The sequence below is a fragment of the Cupriavidus sp. 2SB genome (assembly GCF_005503625.1).
In the GTDB taxonomy this organism is placed as follows: domain Bacteria; phylum Pseudomonadota; class Gammaproteobacteria; order Burkholderiales; family Burkholderiaceae; genus Cupriavidus.
The window spans coordinates 1-16,699 of record NZ_SCMX01000066.1 but is presented as its reverse complement, the minus strand read 5'-3'; the positions used below and the strand labels follow the sequence as shown (position 1 = coordinate 16,699).

Below are 16,699 nucleotides of genomic sequence, written 5' to 3'. Positions count from 1 at the left end.
CATGCATCGCGCGGCTACGCAGGAGGAGCGGCCGTGTGCAATGACCACGGCCTGCCACGAACCAATCAATCAGGTAAGAAGAAATGAAGAATCTTGGTATTGGTGTGCGCCTTGGCATTGGCTTTGGCGTGGTGTTGGTATTGAGCACGTTGATGACGGTGCTGGGCGTCTACAGGCTGCAGGAAGTTGCAGGCCGCACGCACGAGATGATGCAGGAACCGCTGGCCAAGGAACGGCTGGTGAGCGACTGGTATCGGCTCATGTATTCGAGCGTGCGTCGCACCACGGCCGTGGCGCGTAGCAGTGACCCCACGCTCGGCGCGTTCTTCGCCAAGGAGACGGCGTATTCGGTGAAGGCGATTGCGGAACTGCGCGACAAGATCGAGCCGACGCTGAAGACCGAGGAAGAAAAGGCCGCGTTCAAGAAGATCCAGGTGGTGCGCAATCCGTACAACGATTCGCGCGACAAGATCACCAAGCTCAAGGCCGAGGGCCTGACGGATGACGCGAACAAGGTGCTCGACAACGAGTTCGTGCCGGCTGGCGATGCGTACCTTGCCGAAATCCAGAAGCTGCTCGATATCCAGCGCACGTCGATCGACCAGACCGCTGGCGAGATCAACCACATCTATGAAAGCGCGCGCAACGGCCTGATCCTGCTGGGCGTGATTGCGCTGGCCATTGGCGTGAGCTTTGCCTGGTGGCTGACCATCGGCATCACGCGCCCGCTGCATCGCGCGGTAGGCTTTGCGCGCACCGTGGCCGCTGGCGACCTGACGAGCCGCATCGACGTGGACAGCACGGACGAGACGGGGCAGTTGCTCGAAGCCCTGCGCGAGATGAACGACAACATCCTTGGCATCGTCAAGGAAGTGCGCAACGGCACCGAGGCAATTGCCACGGGTACGAGCCAGATCGCGGCGGGTAATACCGATCTTTCGCAACGCACCGAAGAGCAGGCATCGTCGCTGCAGGAAACTGCGTCGAGCATGGAAGAGCTGACCAGCATCGTGCGGCAGAACGCGGATAGCGCCAAGCAGGCGAGTTCGCTGGCTGTGAACGCATCGGAAGTGGCGACGCAGGGTGGCGACGTGGTGGGCCAGGTCGTGAACACGATGGACGAGATCAACACGTCGTCGCGCAAGGTGGTGGACATCATCTCGGTGATCGAAGGCATCGCGTTCCAGACCAACATCCTGGCGCTGAACGCTGCCGTGGAAGCGGCACGTGCCGGCGAGCAAGGTCGCGGCTTTGCCGTGGTGGCAGGCGAAGTGCGCAGCCTGGCGCAACGTTCGGCTACGGCTGCCAAGGAAATCAAGTCGCTGATCGGGGATTCGGCAGATCGCGTCGAGCGCGGTTCGCAACTGGTGGCGCAGGCCGGAGAGACCATGGAGCAGATCGTGAGCGCGGTGAAGCGCGTGACCGACATCATGGGCGAGATCAGCGCGGCGTCCGCCGAGCAGAGCGCCGGCATCGAGCAGGTGAACCAGGCGGTGACGCAGATGGATACCGTCACGCAGCAGAATGCCGCGCTGGTGGAGCAGGCTGCTGCGGCGGCTGGCTCGCTGGAAGAGCAGGCGCAGCGTCTCAAGGAAGCGGTGGCAACGTTCCGGCTGGCTGCCTGATTGGTTTGAGCAAAAAAAACGCCGGCGGACCTGGATCTGCCGGCGTTTTTTTGCGCGTAAAGCGATACTTCGCGAAGCTATTTCGTCCGCGGCGGCACGATCGTGCCACCCGACTGGGCCGCATCCTGTACGTGCTGCATGTGCGGCATCATGTTGCTGTTCAGGTGGAACATCACCCATAGCGATCCCGACAGCGTGATGACCACCAGCGTCAGCGTGAACATCAGCGAGAGCATGTTCCAGCCGCCCTCCGATTTCGCGTTCATGTGCAGGAAGTAGATCATGTGCACCACGATCTGCACCGCGCCAATCAACAGGATCACGATGGCCGTGGTCGACGACTTGTCGAACACGTTGCCCATCACCAGCCAGAACGGCACAGCGGTCAGGAAAACCGACAGCACGAAGCCGGTCAGGTAGCCGCCCAGCGTGGAATGCGGTCCTTCCTCTTCATGGTCGTGCTCATGGTCGTGGCCGTGCCCGTGGCCATCCAGTGCGTGGTCTTGCGCGCTCATGGCAGTGTTCCCATCAGGTAGACAAAGGTGAAGACGCCAATCCAGACAACGTCCAGAAAGTGCCAGAACATCGACAGGCACATCAGGCGGCGGCGGTTGGCCGGAATCAGGCCGTGCTTGCCGACCTGCACCATCAGCACGAATAGCCAGAGCATGCCGAAGGTCACGTGCAGCCCGTGCGTGCCGACCAGCGCGAAGAACGAAGTCAGGAACGCGCTGCGCGTGGGGCCTGCGCCTTCATGGATCAGATGCGCGAACTCATAGAGCTCCAGGAACAGGAACCCGGCGCCGAAGAGCGCCGTGATGGCCAGCCAGATCTGCGTGCCGGCCACGCGCTTCTGCTGCATCTGCAGCATCGCAAAGCCGTACGTGATCGACGACAGCAGCAGGAACGAGGTGTTGAGCGCCACCAGCGGCAAATCGAACAACTCGGCCCCGGTCGGGCCTCCTGCATATTCGCGGCCCAGCACGCCATAGGCGGCGAACAGGCACGCGAAGATCAGGCAGTCGCTCATGAGGTAGATCCAGAACCCCAGCAGCGTGCCGTTCTGCGGATGATGTTCCTCGGTCAGGTAGAACTGGTAGCCGCCAGGCGGCACGTCGTCGGCCGCGGCGGTGCCTGTGGGCACGGGGGCATGTGCCGGCGTGCCGTTCGGGTGCAGGGGGAGCGTCGTATCAACCATGGCCGGTCATCAGTTGTTGAGTGCGCAAGGCTTCCGTCCGCACCACATCGTCGGTCGGAATGTAGTAATCGCGCTTGTAGTTGAAGGTGTGGATGATGGCGGCAATGATGATGGCCGCGAACGACGCGATCACGAGCCACCAGATGTGCCAGATCAGTGCAAAGCCCATCAGCGTGGAGAGTCCCGCCAGGACGATGCCCGCCGCCGTGTTCTTCGGCATGTGGATCGGAATGAACCCTTCGAGCGGACGCTTGTAGCCGAGCTGCTTCATCTGCCACCAGGCGTCGGTGTCATGCACCACCGGGGTGAAGGCGAAGTTGTATTGCGGCGGCGGCGATGAAGTGGACCATTCCAGCGTGCGGCCATCCCACGGATCGCCCGTTACGTCGCGCAGTTCGTCGCGGCGCAGGAAGCTGACCACCAGCTGGATGATGAAGCATGCGATGCCCAGCGCAATCAGGAACGCGCCGAACGCGGCAATCTGGAACCAGATCTGCAGCGAGGGATCGTCGAAATGGTTCATCCGGCGCGTCACGCCGAGCAGGCCCAGCCAGTACAGCGGCATGAAGGCGAAGTAGAAGCCCACCAGCCAGAACCAGAACGATGCCTTGCCCCAGGAGGCCACCAGCTTGTAGCCGAAGGCTTTCGGGAACCAGTACGAGATGGCCGCCATCAGGCCGAACAGCACGCCGCCGATGATCACGTTGTGGAAGTGGGCAATCAGGAACAGGCTGTTGTGCAGCGAGAAGTCCGCCGGCGGCACCGCCAGCAGCACGCCCGTCATGCCGCCGATCACGAAGGTGATCATGAAGCCCACCGTCCACAGCATGGGTGGCTCGTAGCGGATCTTGCCGTGGTACATCGTGAACAGCCAGTTGAAGATTTTCGCCCCGGTCGGTATCGAGATGATCATCGTCGTGATGCCGAAGAACGAGTTCACACTGGCGCCGGAGCCCATCGTGAAGAAGTGGTGCAGCCATACGAGGTAAGACAGCACCGTGATCACCACCGTGGCATACACCATCGACGCGTAGCCGAAGAGGCGCTTGCGCGAGTAGGTGGCGGTGACTTCGGAGAACACGCCGAACACGGGCAGCACCAGGATGTAGACCTCGGGGTGGCCCCAGATCCAGATCAGGTTCACGTAGAGCATGGCGCTGCCGCCCTGGTCTGCCGTGAAGAAGTTGGTGCCGACGTAGCGGTCGAGCGAGAGCAATGCGAGCGCTGCGGTCAGCACCGGGAATGCGGCCACGATCAGCACGTTGGAGCACAGCGCCGTCCACGTGAAGATCGGCATGCGCATCAGCGTCATGCCCGGTGCGCGCATCTTGACGATGGTGACCAGCAGGTTGATACCCGATAGCAGTGTCCCCACCCCCGCTACCTGTAACGCCCATATGTAGTAATCGACCCCCACATCCGGACTGTGCAGGATGCCCGATAGCGGTGGATATGCCAGCCAGCCGGTGCGCGCGAATTCGCCGACGAACAGCGACATCATCACGAGCACCGCGCCGCCGGTGGTCATCCAGAAGCTGAAGTTGTTGAGGAAGGGGAACGCCACGTCACGCGCGCCGATCTGCAGCGGCACCACAAAGTTCATCAGTCCCGTGATCAGCGGCATGGCCACGAAGAAGATCATGATCACGCCGTGTGCCGTGAAGATCTGGTCGTAGTGGTGAGGGGGCAGGTAGCCGAGGTTGTCGCCAAAGGCCACGGCCTGCTGAATACGCATCATCACTGCGTCGGCAAAGCCGCGCAGCAGCATGACGATGCCCAGGATGACGTACATGATGCCGATCTTCTTGTGGTCGATGCTGGTGAACCACTCGCGCCACAGGTAGCCCCAGACGCGGTAGTAGGTCAGCAGCCCTACCAGTGCCACGCCGCCGAGCAGCACGACGGCAAACGTGGCGATCAGGATCGGTTCATGCAGCGGGATGGCCTCCCACGAGAGTCGGCCAAAGATCGGATGAAGCGGACTGGCGAGTGTGGAGTGCTCGGGCATGTTTGTCACCTGGGCCTGTGTTGACCAATTCTGGCCGACGAGTGAGATGAAAAGCGTTGAAAGCCTGGATTACGCCGATTGCCTGGAATGCCGCATGGCAGACCGTCGCCATCGCAACGGTCACTGCAAGGTCAGCGTAACAATCGCCCGCCGTCCACCGCGCCCGGTGCCGCGCCATCCGGCGCAAATGCCGGCGACACGGCCACGGTATTGCTGGCGGTGCAGATTTCAGCGGAAGGATCGAACTTGCCGCGGCTGCGGTCCAGCGCCATCGTGTCTGCCATGCAGGTGCCGCCATCCACGCAACGGTTCAGGATCTGCTGGTAGAGCTCGGGGGCCACGCTGGCGTAGCGCCGCACCGGCTCGCGTTCGCTGGGCTTGGCCAGCGCCTGGTAACTCTCTTTCGACAGGGGCGTGCCCGAGGCTTTCACCTGCTGCACCCATTTGTCGAAATCGCCTTCGGAGAGGCCGTGGAACTTGAACGACATGTGCGAGAAGCCCGCGCCGCTGTAGTTCGATGACAAGCCCTCGTAGACACCGGGCTTGTTGATCACCGCGTGGAGCTTGCTTTCCATGCCGGGCATCGCGTAGACCATGCCGGCCAGGGAGGGGACGAAGAACGCGTTCATGACCGAGGTGGCCGTGAGCTTGAACGCGATGGGCCGGTCCACCGGCGCGGCCAGTTCGTTGACCGTCGCGATGCCTTGTTCGGGATACAGGAACAGCCATTTCCAGTCCATCGCCACCACTTCCACGGTCAGTGGCTTGATGTCGGCGGGGACGGCGCGTTTGTCGTCGAGCCGTGTGATGGGCCGGTAAGGATCGAGCTGGTGGGTGCTCACCCATGTCACGGCACCCAGCGCAATGATGATCAGCAGTGGCGCGGCCCAGATGGCCAGTTCCAGCACGGTGGAATGGTCCCACTCGGGGTTGTAGGGCGCGTCCTTGGCATTCTCTCTGTAGCGCCATGCGAACAGCAGCGTCAGGCATATCACCGGGACGATGATGAGCAACATCAGCAGCGTGGCGATGATGATCAGGTCGCGGTTGCGCACGGCGAGGTCGCCGGAAGGTGACAGCAGTACCGCGTTGCCACAACCCGCGACGGTCAGGAGCATGGCGATTGCGGCACTTCTAAGAAGCAATCTTTTCGTCACACCAAATGTTGGCACTGCAGCATCGAAGCGTGGCATGGTTCTCGGAAGTGGCGTTTGAATTACGTCGACGGCGGACCGACGTAGCAATCTTTCGATTTCCAATGGCAGTTTAGGCGCTATTCTTGTCAGTGCGGGACTTTAAGTGCAGTACGACATTCCTTCTGCTCTCGATGGAGACTCCACGATGGCCAGTCTGACCCACCAGCATCGCGCGTCGCCGACTGCACCTCCGGCGCCGGGACACCACGAGGTGGCACCTGCCGAAATCGCCACAGGCGTGGTGATTGGGCGTGCTTCCGAGTATTTCGATTTCTTCGTCTACGGCATCGCCTCGGTACTGGTTTTCCCGAAGGTCTACTTTCCGTTTGCCAGTGAGCTGAACGCGCTGCTGTTCAGCTTCGCGATCTTCTCGTTCGCGTTCATCGGCCGCCCGTTCGGCACCGCGCTGTTCATGCGCATCCAGCGCCGGTGGGGGCGGGGTACCAAGCTGACTGCCTCGCTGTTCCTGCTCGGCACCGCCACGGTGGGCATCGCCTTCCTGCCAGCCTATGCGTCGATCGGCAGCGCGGCGATCTACCTGCTGGCGTTCTTCCGCTTCGTGCAGGGCATTGCGTTCGGTGGCTCTTGGGACGGGCTGCCCTCGCTGCTGGCGCTCAATGCCCCGGCGGACAAGCGCGGCTGGTACGCGATGCTGGGGCAACTGGGCGCGCCCACGGGATTCATCATCGCGGGCGGGCTGTTCCTGTTCCTGCATGCGAGCCTGACACCGGCGGAGTTCATCGACTGGGGCTGGCGCTATCCGTTCTTCGTGGCCTTCGCCATCAACGTGGTGGCGCTGTTCGCACGGCTGCGGCTGGTGGTGACCCACGAATACACGCGGCTGCTGGAGGAAGACGAACTGGAGCCGCTGAGCACGTTGCAGATGGTCAACGCGCAGGGCTTCAACATCTTCCTGGGCGCCTTCGCCTCGCTGGCCAGCTATGCGCTGTTCCACCTCGTCACGGTCTTTCCGCTGGGCTGGGTGATCCTGCACAAGACCCAGGACATCTCCGACGTGCTGGCGATCCAGCTGGTGGGCGGCTTCATCGCGATCATCGGCACGATCATCTCCGGCTGGATTGCCGACAAGATTGGCCGGCGCACCACGCTGGCGGTAATGGCCGTGCTGATCGGTATCTTCAGTCTGGCCACGCCGTGGCTGCTGGGTGGCGATTCCACTGCGCAGGACATCTTCATCCTGGTGGGCTTCGGGTTTCTGGGCCTGTCCTATGGGCAATCGGCTGGCGCGGTCACGTCGAACTTCGATCCGAAATTCCGCTACACGGGCGCTGCGCTGACCACGGACTTTGGCTGGCTGTTCGGTGCTGCGTTTGCACCGTTGGTCGCGCTGGGGCTGTCGTCGCTGTTCGGCCTGGCGGCGGTGAGCCTGTACCTGTTGTCAGGGGTGTTGGGCACGCTGATTGCGCTGCGCGTGAACCGTGCGCTCGGTACACCGGACGAATGACGCCTGACGTGAAAGCGCCGAAGTGAAAGATCTCGTCCGGGGCATCCTCAAGTTCCAGCGCGAAGCCTATCCGCAGCGCTCCGCGCTGTTCCGCCATCTCGCCACGCAGCAAAACCCGGGCACGCTGTTCATCGCCTGTTCCGACAGCCGCGTGGAACCCGCGCTGCTGACGCAGAGCGAGCCGGGCGATCTCTTCGTGATCCGCAACGCGGGCAACATCGTGCCCGCGTACGCGGTGCAGCCCGGCGGTGTGTCGGCCAGCGTGGAGTTCGCGGTGGCCGGCCTGAAGGTGCGCGACATCGTGATCTGCGGCCACTCGAACTGCGGGGCCATGACGGCGGTGGCGATGGGGCAGGACCTCGACCATATGCCGGCCGTGGCGCGCTGGCTCCAGCATGCTGGCGGTGCGCACAAGATCTGCCTGGCGAAACCGCATGCGTCTGACCGGGAGCGCGTTGACGACATGGTGCGGCAGAACGTGATCGAGCAGCTTGCGCACCTGCGCACGCATCCATCGGTTGCACAGGCACTGGAAGAGAAACGCGTGGACCTGCACGGCTGGGTCTATGACATTGGCACGGGCGGCATCGATGCCTACGACAGCCGCACCGGGAGCTTCGTACCGCTGGTCGAGCATCCCGAGGTCACGGCCACCATTGCACGAGCATGATTGCCTTGCGAACAATCGACGGAAAAGTGCAACAAAGGGTTCATTAACTGGGCGATCTGGCCGTAGTCAGGAATGATGTCATGCATACGGATTGATATGCCGGCCTGAACCCCGAACATGCAACTGCCCCCGATTCCTCCCAACGAAGCCCTGCGCGTGGCGACGCTGCGCTCACTGAATATTCTCGACACGCCGTACGAAGAGCGATTCGACCGTCTGACGCGCCTGGCCAAAAGACTGTTCGATGTACCGATTGCAGTCGTCAGCCTGATCGATACCAACCGGCAGTTCTTCAAGGCTTGCGAAGGACTCGATGGCAGGGAAGCGCCGCGCGATACGTCGTTCTGCGGCCACGCCATCAACTGCGACGACATCCTGCTGATTACCGATGCCACGCAGGACCCGCGCTTTCATGACAATCCGCTGGTCACGGGCGAACCGAATATCCGCTTCTACGCAGGATGCCCGCTCGCGGCGGCCAATGGCGTGAAGCTTGGCACGCTGTGCCTGGTAGACCGGACGCCGCGCGAGTTTGGCCCCGAAGACCGCGCGTTGCTGCACGACCTGGCACAGATGGCCGAGCAGGAACTGGCCGCGGTGCAACTGGCGACGATGGACGAACTGACATCGTTGTCGAATCGTCGCGGGTTTGCCGTGCTGGGCCAGCATGCCGTGGAACTGTGCCGACGACTGGAGCGGCCCGCGACGCTCGTGTTCTTCGATATGGATGGCTTCAAGCTCATCAACGACCAGCTCGGCCATGCCGAGGGGGACCGCGCGTTGATGGCGTTCGGAGCGGAATTGCGCGCGGCGTTTCGGGAGTCCGATGTGGTGGGGCGGCTTGGTGGCGATGAATTTGCCGCGCTGCTGACCAATACCGATCTGAACGGTTGCACCGACGCGCTGGCACGGTTGCATGCGCAGGTGGCGGCGTGGAATGCGCGCAATCCGGCTGGCTATGCGCTGCGTTACAGCACGGGCGCCATTGCGTTCACGCCGCCGCGCCATGGCAACATCCACGACCTGCTGGCCGAAGCCGATGCGGCGATGTATCGCAATAAGGCCGAGCGCAAGGCGGCGCAGAACCCTCAGTAGCGCCGGATCAGCGCGGACGCGGCACGCTGCGGTCGGGCGCCGCGCGCATGACCCCAGCGGCGATCTCCTGCATCAATGCGTCGATGGCATCGATCTCGGCTTCGCCGAGGGCGGCCGGCATGCGCGTTGCGCCCCAGTCGCCGTAGATCAGCGCGATACAGCGATTGCGCATCTTGACGGGTGCCAGCACCACGGAGCGCGCGTCGGGCAATGCATCGCGATACCAGCGCGGCATGCGGTGCGCCACTTCAGGCTCGAACGTGTCCTCGATCAGCAGGGGCCGCGACGACAGGCCCGCGAAGTGGAAGACGTCGGGGACGAATCCTTCCTCGAACGACAGCGCCGGCAATGCCTCGCGCATGCCTTCGCCAAAGCCCAGCCGCGCGTGGAAACGCCGCGTCGCCGGGTTCAGCATCATCAGGAAGCAGCGCGAAAAATCCAGCGCGCGCATGCTGGTCTCCAGCACCATCGGCGCCAGTTGAGACACCGACAGGCCCGCACCTTCGCGGCGTACCTCGGCCAGACCTTGCTGCAGCCGCTCCAGCACGTGTACGGGCTGCGCACCGTGCGACGCCGCGCCATCCGTGGGAGCGACCGTTTCCGCCTCGGTGATCGAGGCATTGAGCGTATCGGCCTGGCTCACGGCCACGCCGACATCGCCGGGATTCAGGCCCAGCATCTTGGCGTGCGACATCAGCAGCGCCTCGACCGATTCCTGGGTGCCTTCGCGCACCATGGTTACCGCCGCTTCGGAGGAAACATGGGCGATGGCGGCAAGCCAGTCCGAATGCGTTTCGATGCGGGTGTCCGACGAGATCGTGCGAGGTTTCATCGCATGGGCGATCAGTCCCGGCAGGCGCCATTTCGCGGCAGCGGCCTCGGCGATTTCCTCCAGCGAGACGCCAAGCACCTCCAGCGTGGCCTCGTTCTCCGTCATCGGATGCGCGGCGCACATGGCCTCCACGCGCTCCCATTCGTCGGGGAAGTAGAAGACCAGCAGCAGCCGGCTCATGTGGTACATCAACGTGCAGACGACGGCTTCCTCGCCCTCGTTGATGCCGCGTGCCTGGCTCAGTGCGCGCGTGATCTCGCCCGCCACCAGCACGCGTTGCAGCGCCTTGGCGGCCTGCGGGCGCTTGGGCGCCACGCCGTGGAAGTAATCGAGCAACTGGATGCCGAGCGTGAGGTGGCTGATTGCCTCCACGCCCAGGACCAGGATCGCGCGCGAGACCGTGGTGACCTCGCCGCCGAAAGAGCGGTACATGGCCGAGTTGGCCAGCCGGATCACCTTCTGCGACAGGCTGAAATCGGAGAGCACGCTCGTGGCCATCTCGCCTACGCTGAGATCGGCATTGAGCGTCTTGAAGATGTTGTCGACACAGTACTGCAGCGTGGGGAAGTCTCCCTGCTGCGCCATCCGTGCCCACAAGGTCTCGAAGAAGGCTGTCTTGGATGACATCAGGCAGCCACCCGTTGCGTGAAGACTTCACCCTGGCCCATGACGAGCGTGCCGTCGAGCACCGAGTTCTCGAAATCGGCCGGACTCAGGGCGCGCGCATAGCGCCAGCCCTGTACGAGATCGCAGCCCTGCGCCGCGAGCAGATCGCCTTGCGCCTCGGTCTCCACGCCCTCGGCGATGGCCACCAGGCCCAGCTCGCGCGCCAGCGACAGCACCGCGGAGACAATGGTCCGCGCGTGCGGGGAATCGATCATGTCCGCCACGAAACTGCGGTCCACCTTGAGTGCAGACAGCGGGAAGCGGCGCAGATAGGACAGGCTCGAATAGCCGGTGCCGAAATCGTCCACGGCAAAGCGGATGCCGAGCGCGCGCAGCGACAGCAGCAATTGCTCGGCCGCCTTCGGGTCGGTCATCAGCACGCTTTCCGTGATTTCCAGCACCAGACGGTCCGCGCCGATACCGGCGTCCTGGATGGCGGCGCGCACGCTGTCGAAGAAGTTCGGATGCAGGAACTGCACGGCCGATACGTTCACCGACATATGGCCCACGTGGATGCCCTGTGCATCCCAGGCCGCCAGTTGCGCGCAGGCGCAGCGCAGCGCCCAGGCGCCCAGATGCTTGATCAGGCCATTCTTCTCGGCCACGGGAATGAAGATGTCCGGGCGAATGGCTTCACCGGCATGCTCCCAGCGCATCAGCGCCTCCACCGCGCAGATCTTGCCGGAGTCCGGCCAGACGATGGGCTGGTAGTGCAGCAGGAATTCGCCGTTCTGCACGGCCTCGAACATGCTTTGCTCGATGCGGAACTGCTCGTCGAGCCGGCGATCGAGTTCGGACGTATAGACGCAGTAGCGGTTCTTGCCCAGCGCCTTGGCCTCGTACATCGCCAGGTCCGCGCGGCGCAGCCATTGCGATTCGCTCTGCGGCGCGCCGGCCGAATAGGCCAGCCCAATGCTGGTGGTGATGCGCACATGGCAGCCGCCCAGCAGGAAGGGCTGGCGGCAGACGTGGATCACGCGCTCCAGAATCCGCACGGCGTCGGCCTCGGAAGCCAGGCCATCGAGCAGCAGCACGAACTCGTCGCCGCCCAGACGTGCCACGCTGTGCCGCGTGCGCACGGTGTCCTGCAGCCGGGCGCCCACTTCCTTGAGCAGCGCGTCACCGAACTCGTGGCCGAGCGAATCATTGATGTTCTTGAACCCGTCCAGGTCCATCAGCGCCAGCGCAAAGCCCTGGCCTGCCGCGTTGCCGGGCTGGGCAAGGCGTTGCCCGGACGTGTATTCCTCGATCCGCTTGCGAATATAGGCGCGGTTGCCCACGCCGGTCAGCGGATCCAGGAAGGCACGCTCGGTCAGTTCGCGCTGGGATTCCACCCAGTCGGTAATGTCGTGGCCGAAGAGCAGCAGGGTGCGGGCGCCATTGGACGCGGTGTGCTGGCTGACCCGGAGGTCGATCCAGTCCGGGCCGCCAATGCCGCCGGCCATGCGCACGCGCTCGCGGCGCGCGGCGCCATCGTGGGCGCAGCCATTCAGCATCTGGGCAACACGCTCACGGGATTCCAGCGCAACGAGGTCGAGCAACGACGCACCGCGCAGATAGTCGAGCGGGTACACCAGCAGATCGGCTGTGGTCTCGGTGGCTTCGAGAATCCGGCCCTGGGCGTCCACCCACATGGCCAGCGCGCCGGATGCTTCCAGCAACGCCCAGGCCTCGCCCCCGGCAGGGGTGGCACCGTGCGCACGGCGGTCGGCCGGCTCGGGTGCCAGGGCTACATCGTATGCAAGCGCGGTCATGTACTTTTTATGCCCGAAGTCCGGTGGACGCAGGATGGATATCGGATGGAATTGTCTGAAACTGAAATGCCGCCGCCTGTTTGACCCAAAACCAGTCCATGGCAAATGCATGCCCGGATCATGACCACTGGCTTTGACAGGCGGTGTGGCGCAACAGCGCCGATTCTAATACGAGGTTGCATACGCCTGTAGGCCGCGCTGCGTAACGGATTGCGGGAATCGGCGCCGCTACAACAGGCGGCTTGTCCTGCACACGCCATCCATGCACCGGGATTGACACGATGTAGTGAAATCCGTGACACTCGCTGCCATGACCTGTCTCGGCCTGCAATCCAACGCCATCGCCATCGCGATTATTCGCACCATTCCAAGAATGGTGGGTTAGCGCGCGTCCGAAACAGACAAACAAACCCGCCCAACGAGGCGGGTTTTTTGTTGCCGCCTCCTGGGTTCCACGCTTTCAGCCAGGAGTGCCGTATGCCATCGACCGCCCACGTTTCGACCGTCTCCCCGTTCTTGCATTCTGTGCCGGTTGCCGCCGATATCGGCGCGATCGATGCCGATGACTACCTGCGGCGCATCCTGACCGCCCGGGTCTACGACGTGGCGCGCGAGACGGTGCTGGAACAGGCATCGAGCCTCTCGGCCCGGCTCGGTCACCGCGTCTGGCTCAAGCGCGAGGATCACCAGCCCGTTTTCTCCTTCAAGGTACGCGGTGCCTACAACAAGATGGTCAACCTGCCCGCCGATGCATTGGCGCGCGGCGTGATCACGGCGTCGGCCGGCAACCACGCGCAGGGCGTGGCACTGTCCGCCGCGCGGCTGGGCGTGCGCGCCATCATCGTGGTGCCGCAGACCGCGCCACAGGTCAAGGTGGATGCCGTACGCGCCCACGGGGGCGACATGGTGGAAGTGGTGCTGGCCGGTGAGTCGTATTCCGATGCCTACGACCACGCCATGGTCTTGCAGCGAGAGCATGCGCTCACGTTCATCCCGGCGTTCGATGATCCCGACGTGATTGCCGGGCAGGGCACGGTAGGCATGGAGATCCTGCGCCAGCATCGCGGCGCACTGGACGCCGTGTTTGTGCCGATTGGCGGCGGCAGCCTGGCGGCGGGCGTGGCGTCCTATATCAAGGCGGTGCGGCCCGAGGTGCGCGTGATCGGCGTGCAAACCGAGGACTCCTGCGCCATGGCCCGCTCGCTGGTAGCCGGCGAGCGGGTGACGCTGGAAACGGTGGGGCTGTTCTCGGATGGCACGGCGGTCAAGCGCGTAGGGGAAGAGACCTTCCGGCTATGTCGGCATCTGCTGGATGGCGTGCTGACCGTGGATACCGACGCCCTGTGCGCGGCGATCAAGGACGTGTTCCAGGACACCCGCAGCCTGGTGGAACCGGCCGGCGCACTGGCCGTGGCGGGGTTGAAACAGTATGCGGAAGGGTTGCCCGAGGGATCGGCGCAATCGCTGGTGGCGATCACGTCGGGGGCGAACATGAACTTCGACCGGTTGCGGATCGTGGCGGAGCGGGCGGAGGGAGCGCGGTAAATTGCTACGGGTTTCTCCCCTCTCCCGCTTGCGGGAGAGGGGAGTCAAACCGTCAGACCTTGCTTGCCACAAAATCCTCGGCATCCACATCGTAGTTCGCCGGTTCCCAGCGGATCGCCAGCAGCGCCAGCAACCCAAGCAGCGGAGCCAGCGCGATCACCCAGAACACCTTGGTAGCCAGCGTGGCGGCCAGCACCGGGAACAGGAACAGCGATGCCGTGGAACTGGCGCGCATCAGCGTCTGGTTGAAGCCCACGCCCACGCCGCGCAGCGAGGTGGGGTAGCTCAGCGACGCGTATGTCATGGTATGCGCGCCGGGACCGAAGCCCTGGCCCAGCAGGAAGACCGCCAGGAACGAGATGGCGAGGGCGATCTGCGCCGTGCCGGCCGGCTTGCCGATCAGCGCCAGGCCGACCAGTGCGGCCAGCTGGAAGGCGTAGCCGGTCACAGTCAGCTTCCACGCGCCGGTCTTCGGCACAAGGTACACGCCGATCAGGCCGCCGACGAACGCGAACAGCAGGTTCAGCGCCAGCGAGATCAGGATCGTGTTCAGCATCGTCTGCGCCAGGAAGCTGGCGATGATGACGGGCAGGCCGAACGCCACCGCGTTATAGGCGAACGACGAGGCAATCGACATGATCGTGGCCAGCGTGGTCCGGCGCGCGTACACGCCCTTGAGCAGCAGGCCGTAGTTGCGCCACGAGGCCGGACGCTTGGGCGGCTCCACTACCGCGTCGGGCGCCACGGTGGCGTCGATGCCGTAGGACTTCCGCAGGATCTTGGCCGCGCCTTCGAGGTCGCCCTGGTTGGCGGCCCAGATCGGGGATTCGCTCATGTAGCGGCTGCGCACGGCGATGATGATCAGCGCGGGCACCGCGCCGAAGCCGAGGATGATGCGCCACAGCAGGCCGCTATGCGATTCCGGCAGGATCGAGTAGCAGCCGAGCACGAGCAGGTACGAGACGCAGATCGCCGCGTACCAGGTGGGGCACCACATGGCCACGCGCGCGGCCTTGTTGCCGTGTCCCTTCAGTTTCGAGAATTCCGCGAGGAACGCCATGGCCACCGGCAGGTCGATGCCGACGCCCAGGCCCATCACAAAGCGCGCACCGGCCAGCACGTACTCGTTCGGTGCCAGCGCACAGGCGATGGCGGCAAAGACGAAGCAGAGCATGTCGGCCATGAACACGCGGTAGCGGCCGATGCGGTCGGTCAGGTAGCCGCCCAGGAACGCACCGACGATGGCGCCGAACGTGATGGCCGATGCCACCATGCCCGTGCCGGCCGGCGTGAGGTTGAATTCGCGGGTGACGTCCTTGAGACCGAAGGCCAGTGCGCCAAGGTCGTAGGCATCCAGAAAGATGCCGCCAAGGGCGATGGCTACCACGATGCGCGCGTTGCTGACGGCCGCGCCGCCATCGTTGACGAGACGGGTCACATCGGCGGCGGAACGGATGACGGCCTTCGACGGGGCCGCCGGGCTGGCCGCCGCCGTACTGGCGGGCGACAGGGCGAGATCGACTGACATGGTTTTGTAGTTTTGAGGGCTGGAATGGAGTCGGAACGTTTCAGCGAAAGCCTCCCCAGCACTCCACCTATCTCGCCCCGACCAGCGGCGAATCGTACGACAACCCCTTGTTCAGACCAAATGCATTGTTGTTATATCTTTAGAACTGCACACATAGCGGGGTCATGGTGGAGCGACGATTGCAGGCAAGTTGAAAGGTTGCCCTTGCTAACGTGATGTACGATGACCGCCAGCTTTTTCACCGACAGGAGACATCGGGCATGACAACGCATAACAAGGTGGCACTGGTCACGGGCGCCGCCCGTGGTATTGGCAAGGCCGTGGCGCAGGCCATGCTGGCGGATGGTTATCAGGTGGTATTGGCGGGCCGCACCGCCGAAACGCTGCAGGCGCTGGCCGACGAGGCCAATGCTGCCGGGCAGACTGCGCTGGCCGTGCAATGCGATGTCAGCGACCCCGCTTCGGTGGATGCGCTCTACGCGAAGGTCCGCGAGCGCTTTGGCCGGCTCGATGTGCTGTTCAACAACGCCGGTGTCAATGCCCCGGCCTTACCCATCGACGAACTCTCGGTCGAACAATGGAAGGCTGTGCTCGATGTGAACCTGACCGGCGCCTTCCTGTGCGCACGTGGCGCGTTCGCGCTGATGCGTGCGCAAGACCCGCAGGGCGGCCGCATCATTAACAACGGCTCGATTTCTGCGCACGCTCCCCGGCCCAACACGGTGCCCTACACGGCGACCAAGCACGCGATCACGGGGCTGACGAAGAGTCTTTCGCTGGACGGACGCGCCTACGACATTGCCTGCGGCCAGATCGACATCGGCAACGCCGGCACCGACATGGCCAACCGCATGGCGCGTGGTGTGCCGCAGGCCAATGGCGAAATCCGCCCGGAACCGCTGATGGATGTGGCGCACATCGCCAGTTCGGTGCTGCACATGGCCAACCTGCCGCTGGCAACCAATGTGCAATTCATGACGGTGATGGCGACGAAGATGCCGTTTGTGGGGCGGGGGTAGTGGTTCGGTGTGCTCCCCTCTCCCGCTTGCGGGAGAGGGGCGGGGGAGAGGGCCAGCGGTTCAAGCTCGAATATCGCTTGTCACGGGCGAGAGGCTTG

At 63.9% G+C, this 16,699-nt stretch carries 12 protein-coding genes and 1 pseudogene; 6 read left to right on the top strand and 7 right to left on the bottom strand.

What is annotated here, in order from left to right; genetic code table 11:
* The first annotated feature begins 83 nt into the window (after nt 1-83).
* Nucleotides 84-1,625 (top strand): methyl-accepting chemotaxis protein, encoded by a 1,542-nt coding sequence (locus tag FFS21_RS24410; protein ID WP_137927285.1) that lies wholly within the window; start codon nt 84-86, stop codon nt 1,623-1,625.
* A 77-nt stretch (nt 1,626-1,702) separates the two neighbouring features.
* Here the strand turns inward: FFS21_RS24410 and cyoD are convergent, their stop codons facing one another.
* The 4 genes from cyoD to cyoA form a co-directional block, all read right to left on the bottom strand.
* Nucleotides 1,703-2,140 carry a cytochrome o ubiquinol oxidase subunit IV gene (cyoD, locus tag FFS21_RS24405; protein ID WP_137927284.1) on the bottom strand — a complete coding sequence of 146 codons (438 nt, stop codon included), beginning with the start codon at nt 2,138-2,140 and terminating at the stop codon, nt 1,703-1,705.
* Nucleotides 2,137-2,823: a cytochrome o ubiquinol oxidase subunit III gene (gene cyoC / locus FFS21_RS24400; protein WP_137927283.1), complete on the bottom strand. Its 687-nt coding sequence runs from the start codon at nt 2,821-2,823 to the stop codon at nt 2,137-2,139. Before cyoC ends, cyoD begins: the two co-directional genes overlap by 4 nt.
* Nucleotides 2,816-4,831, bottom strand: a complete 2,016-nt coding sequence (gene cyoB / locus FFS21_RS24395) for a cytochrome o ubiquinol oxidase subunit I (RefSeq protein WP_137927282.1) — start codon at nt 4,829-4,831, stop codon at nt 2,816-2,818. The genes cyoC and cyoB overlap by 8 nt, the downstream gene beginning before the upstream one ends.
* 131 nt (nt 4,832-4,962) lie before the next feature.
* Nucleotides 4,963-6,024, bottom strand: a complete 1,062-nt coding sequence (gene cyoA / locus FFS21_RS24390; protein ID WP_137927281.1) for a ubiquinol oxidase subunit II — start codon at nt 6,022-6,024, stop codon at nt 4,963-4,965.
* Between the two features lie 148 nt (nt 6,025-6,172).
* On the opposite strand from cyoA, the gene FFS21_RS24385 reads away from it, so the two are divergent.
* From FFS21_RS24385 to FFS21_RS24375, 3 genes are all read left to right on the top strand, one after another.
* Nucleotides 6,173-7,492 carry an MFS transporter gene (locus FFS21_RS24385; protein WP_137927280.1) on the top strand — a complete coding sequence of 440 codons (1,320 nt, stop codon included), beginning with the start codon at nt 6,173-6,175 and terminating at the stop codon, nt 7,490-7,492.
* Between the two features lie 22 nt (nt 7,493-7,514).
* Nucleotides 7,515-8,162 (top strand): carbonic anhydrase, encoded by a 648-nt coding sequence (locus tag FFS21_RS24380; protein WP_137927279.1) that lies wholly within the window; start codon nt 7,515-7,517, stop codon nt 8,160-8,162.
* A 117-nt stretch (nt 8,163-8,279) separates the two neighbouring features.
* Complete coding sequence (locus tag FFS21_RS24375) at nt 8,280-9,257, top strand: sensor domain-containing diguanylate cyclase (protein WP_137927278.1); 978 nt, start codon at nt 8,280-8,282, stop codon at nt 9,255-9,257.
* A 7-nt stretch (nt 9,258-9,264) separates the two neighbouring features.
* On the opposite strand, the gene FFS21_RS24370 is transcribed toward FFS21_RS24375, so the two are convergent.
* Together FFS21_RS24370 and FFS21_RS24365 are read right to left on the bottom strand one after the other, a co-directional pair.
* Nucleotides 9,265-10,716, bottom strand: a complete 1,452-nt coding sequence (locus FFS21_RS24370) for an HDOD domain-containing protein (RefSeq protein WP_137927277.1) — start codon at nt 10,714-10,716, stop codon at nt 9,265-9,267.
* Nucleotides 10,716-12,509, bottom strand: coding sequence for a putative bifunctional diguanylate cyclase/phosphodiesterase (locus FFS21_RS24365; RefSeq protein ID WP_137927276.1), 1,794 nt, complete (start codon nt 12,507-12,509; stop codon nt 10,716-10,718). The genes FFS21_RS24370 and FFS21_RS24365 overlap by 1 nt, the downstream gene beginning before the upstream one ends.
* Nucleotides 12,510-13,061: 552 nt before the next feature.
* Between FFS21_RS24365 and ilvA the strand changes: the two are divergent.
* A pseudogene (gene ilvA, locus FFS21_RS24360) lies at nt 13,062-14,042 on the top strand (threonine ammonia-lyase, biosynthetic); the annotation flags it as partial.
* Nucleotides 14,043-14,106: 64 nt separating this feature from the next.
* Here the strand turns inward: ilvA and FFS21_RS24355 are convergent.
* Nucleotides 14,107-15,582 carry an MFS transporter gene (locus FFS21_RS24355; protein WP_137927274.1) on the bottom strand — a complete coding sequence of 492 codons (1,476 nt, stop codon included), beginning with the start codon at nt 15,580-15,582 and terminating at the stop codon, nt 14,107-14,109.
* Nucleotides 15,583-15,842: 260 nt separating this feature from the next.
* Here FFS21_RS24355 and FFS21_RS24350 point away from each other — a divergent pair, with 260 nt between their 5' ends.
* Nucleotides 15,843-16,601, top strand: a complete 759-nt coding sequence (locus tag FFS21_RS24350; RefSeq protein ID WP_137927273.1) for an SDR family oxidoreductase — start codon at nt 15,843-15,845, stop codon at nt 16,599-16,601.
* Nucleotides 16,602-16,699: the final 98 nt, after the last annotated feature.

Coding starts and splice junctions, on each gene's coding strand:
- cyoD (WP_137927284.1), bottom strand. CDS start 2,140: ATGAGCGCGCAAGACCACGCACTGGATGGCCACGGGCACGGCCACGAC.
- FFS21_RS24370 (WP_137927277.1), bottom strand. CDS start 10,716: ATGTCATCCAAGACAGCCTTCTTCGAGACCTTGTGGGCACGGATGGCG.
- FFS21_RS24365 (WP_137927276.1), bottom strand. CDS start 12,509: ATGACCGCGCTTGCATACGATGTAGCCCTGGCACCCGAGCCGGCCGAC.
- FFS21_RS24355 (WP_137927274.1), bottom strand. CDS start 15,582: ATGTCAGTCGATCTCGCCCTGTCGCCCGCCAGTACGGCGGCGGCCAGC.
- cyoA (WP_137927281.1), bottom strand. CDS start 6,024: ATGCCACGCTTCGATGCTGCAGTGCCAACATTTGGTGTGACGAAAAGA.
- FFS21_RS24375 (WP_137927278.1), top strand. CDS start 8,280: ATGCAACTGCCCCCGATTCCTCCCAACGAAGCCCTGCGCGTGGCGACG.
- cyoC (WP_137927283.1), bottom strand. CDS start 2,823: ATGGTTGATACGACGCTCCCCCTGCACCCGAACGGCACGCCGGCACAT.
- FFS21_RS24385 (WP_137927280.1), top strand. CDS start 6,173: ATGGCCAGTCTGACCCACCAGCATCGCGCGTCGCCGACTGCACCTCCG.
- cyoB (WP_137927282.1), bottom strand. CDS start 4,831: ATGCCCGAGCACTCCACACTCGCCAGTCCGCTTCATCCGATCTTTGGC.
- FFS21_RS24350 (WP_137927273.1), top strand. CDS start 15,843: ATGACAACGCATAACAAGGTGGCACTGGTCACGGGCGCCGCCCGTGGT.
- FFS21_RS24410 (WP_137927285.1), top strand. CDS start 84: ATGAAGAATCTTGGTATTGGTGTGCGCCTTGGCATTGGCTTTGGCGTG.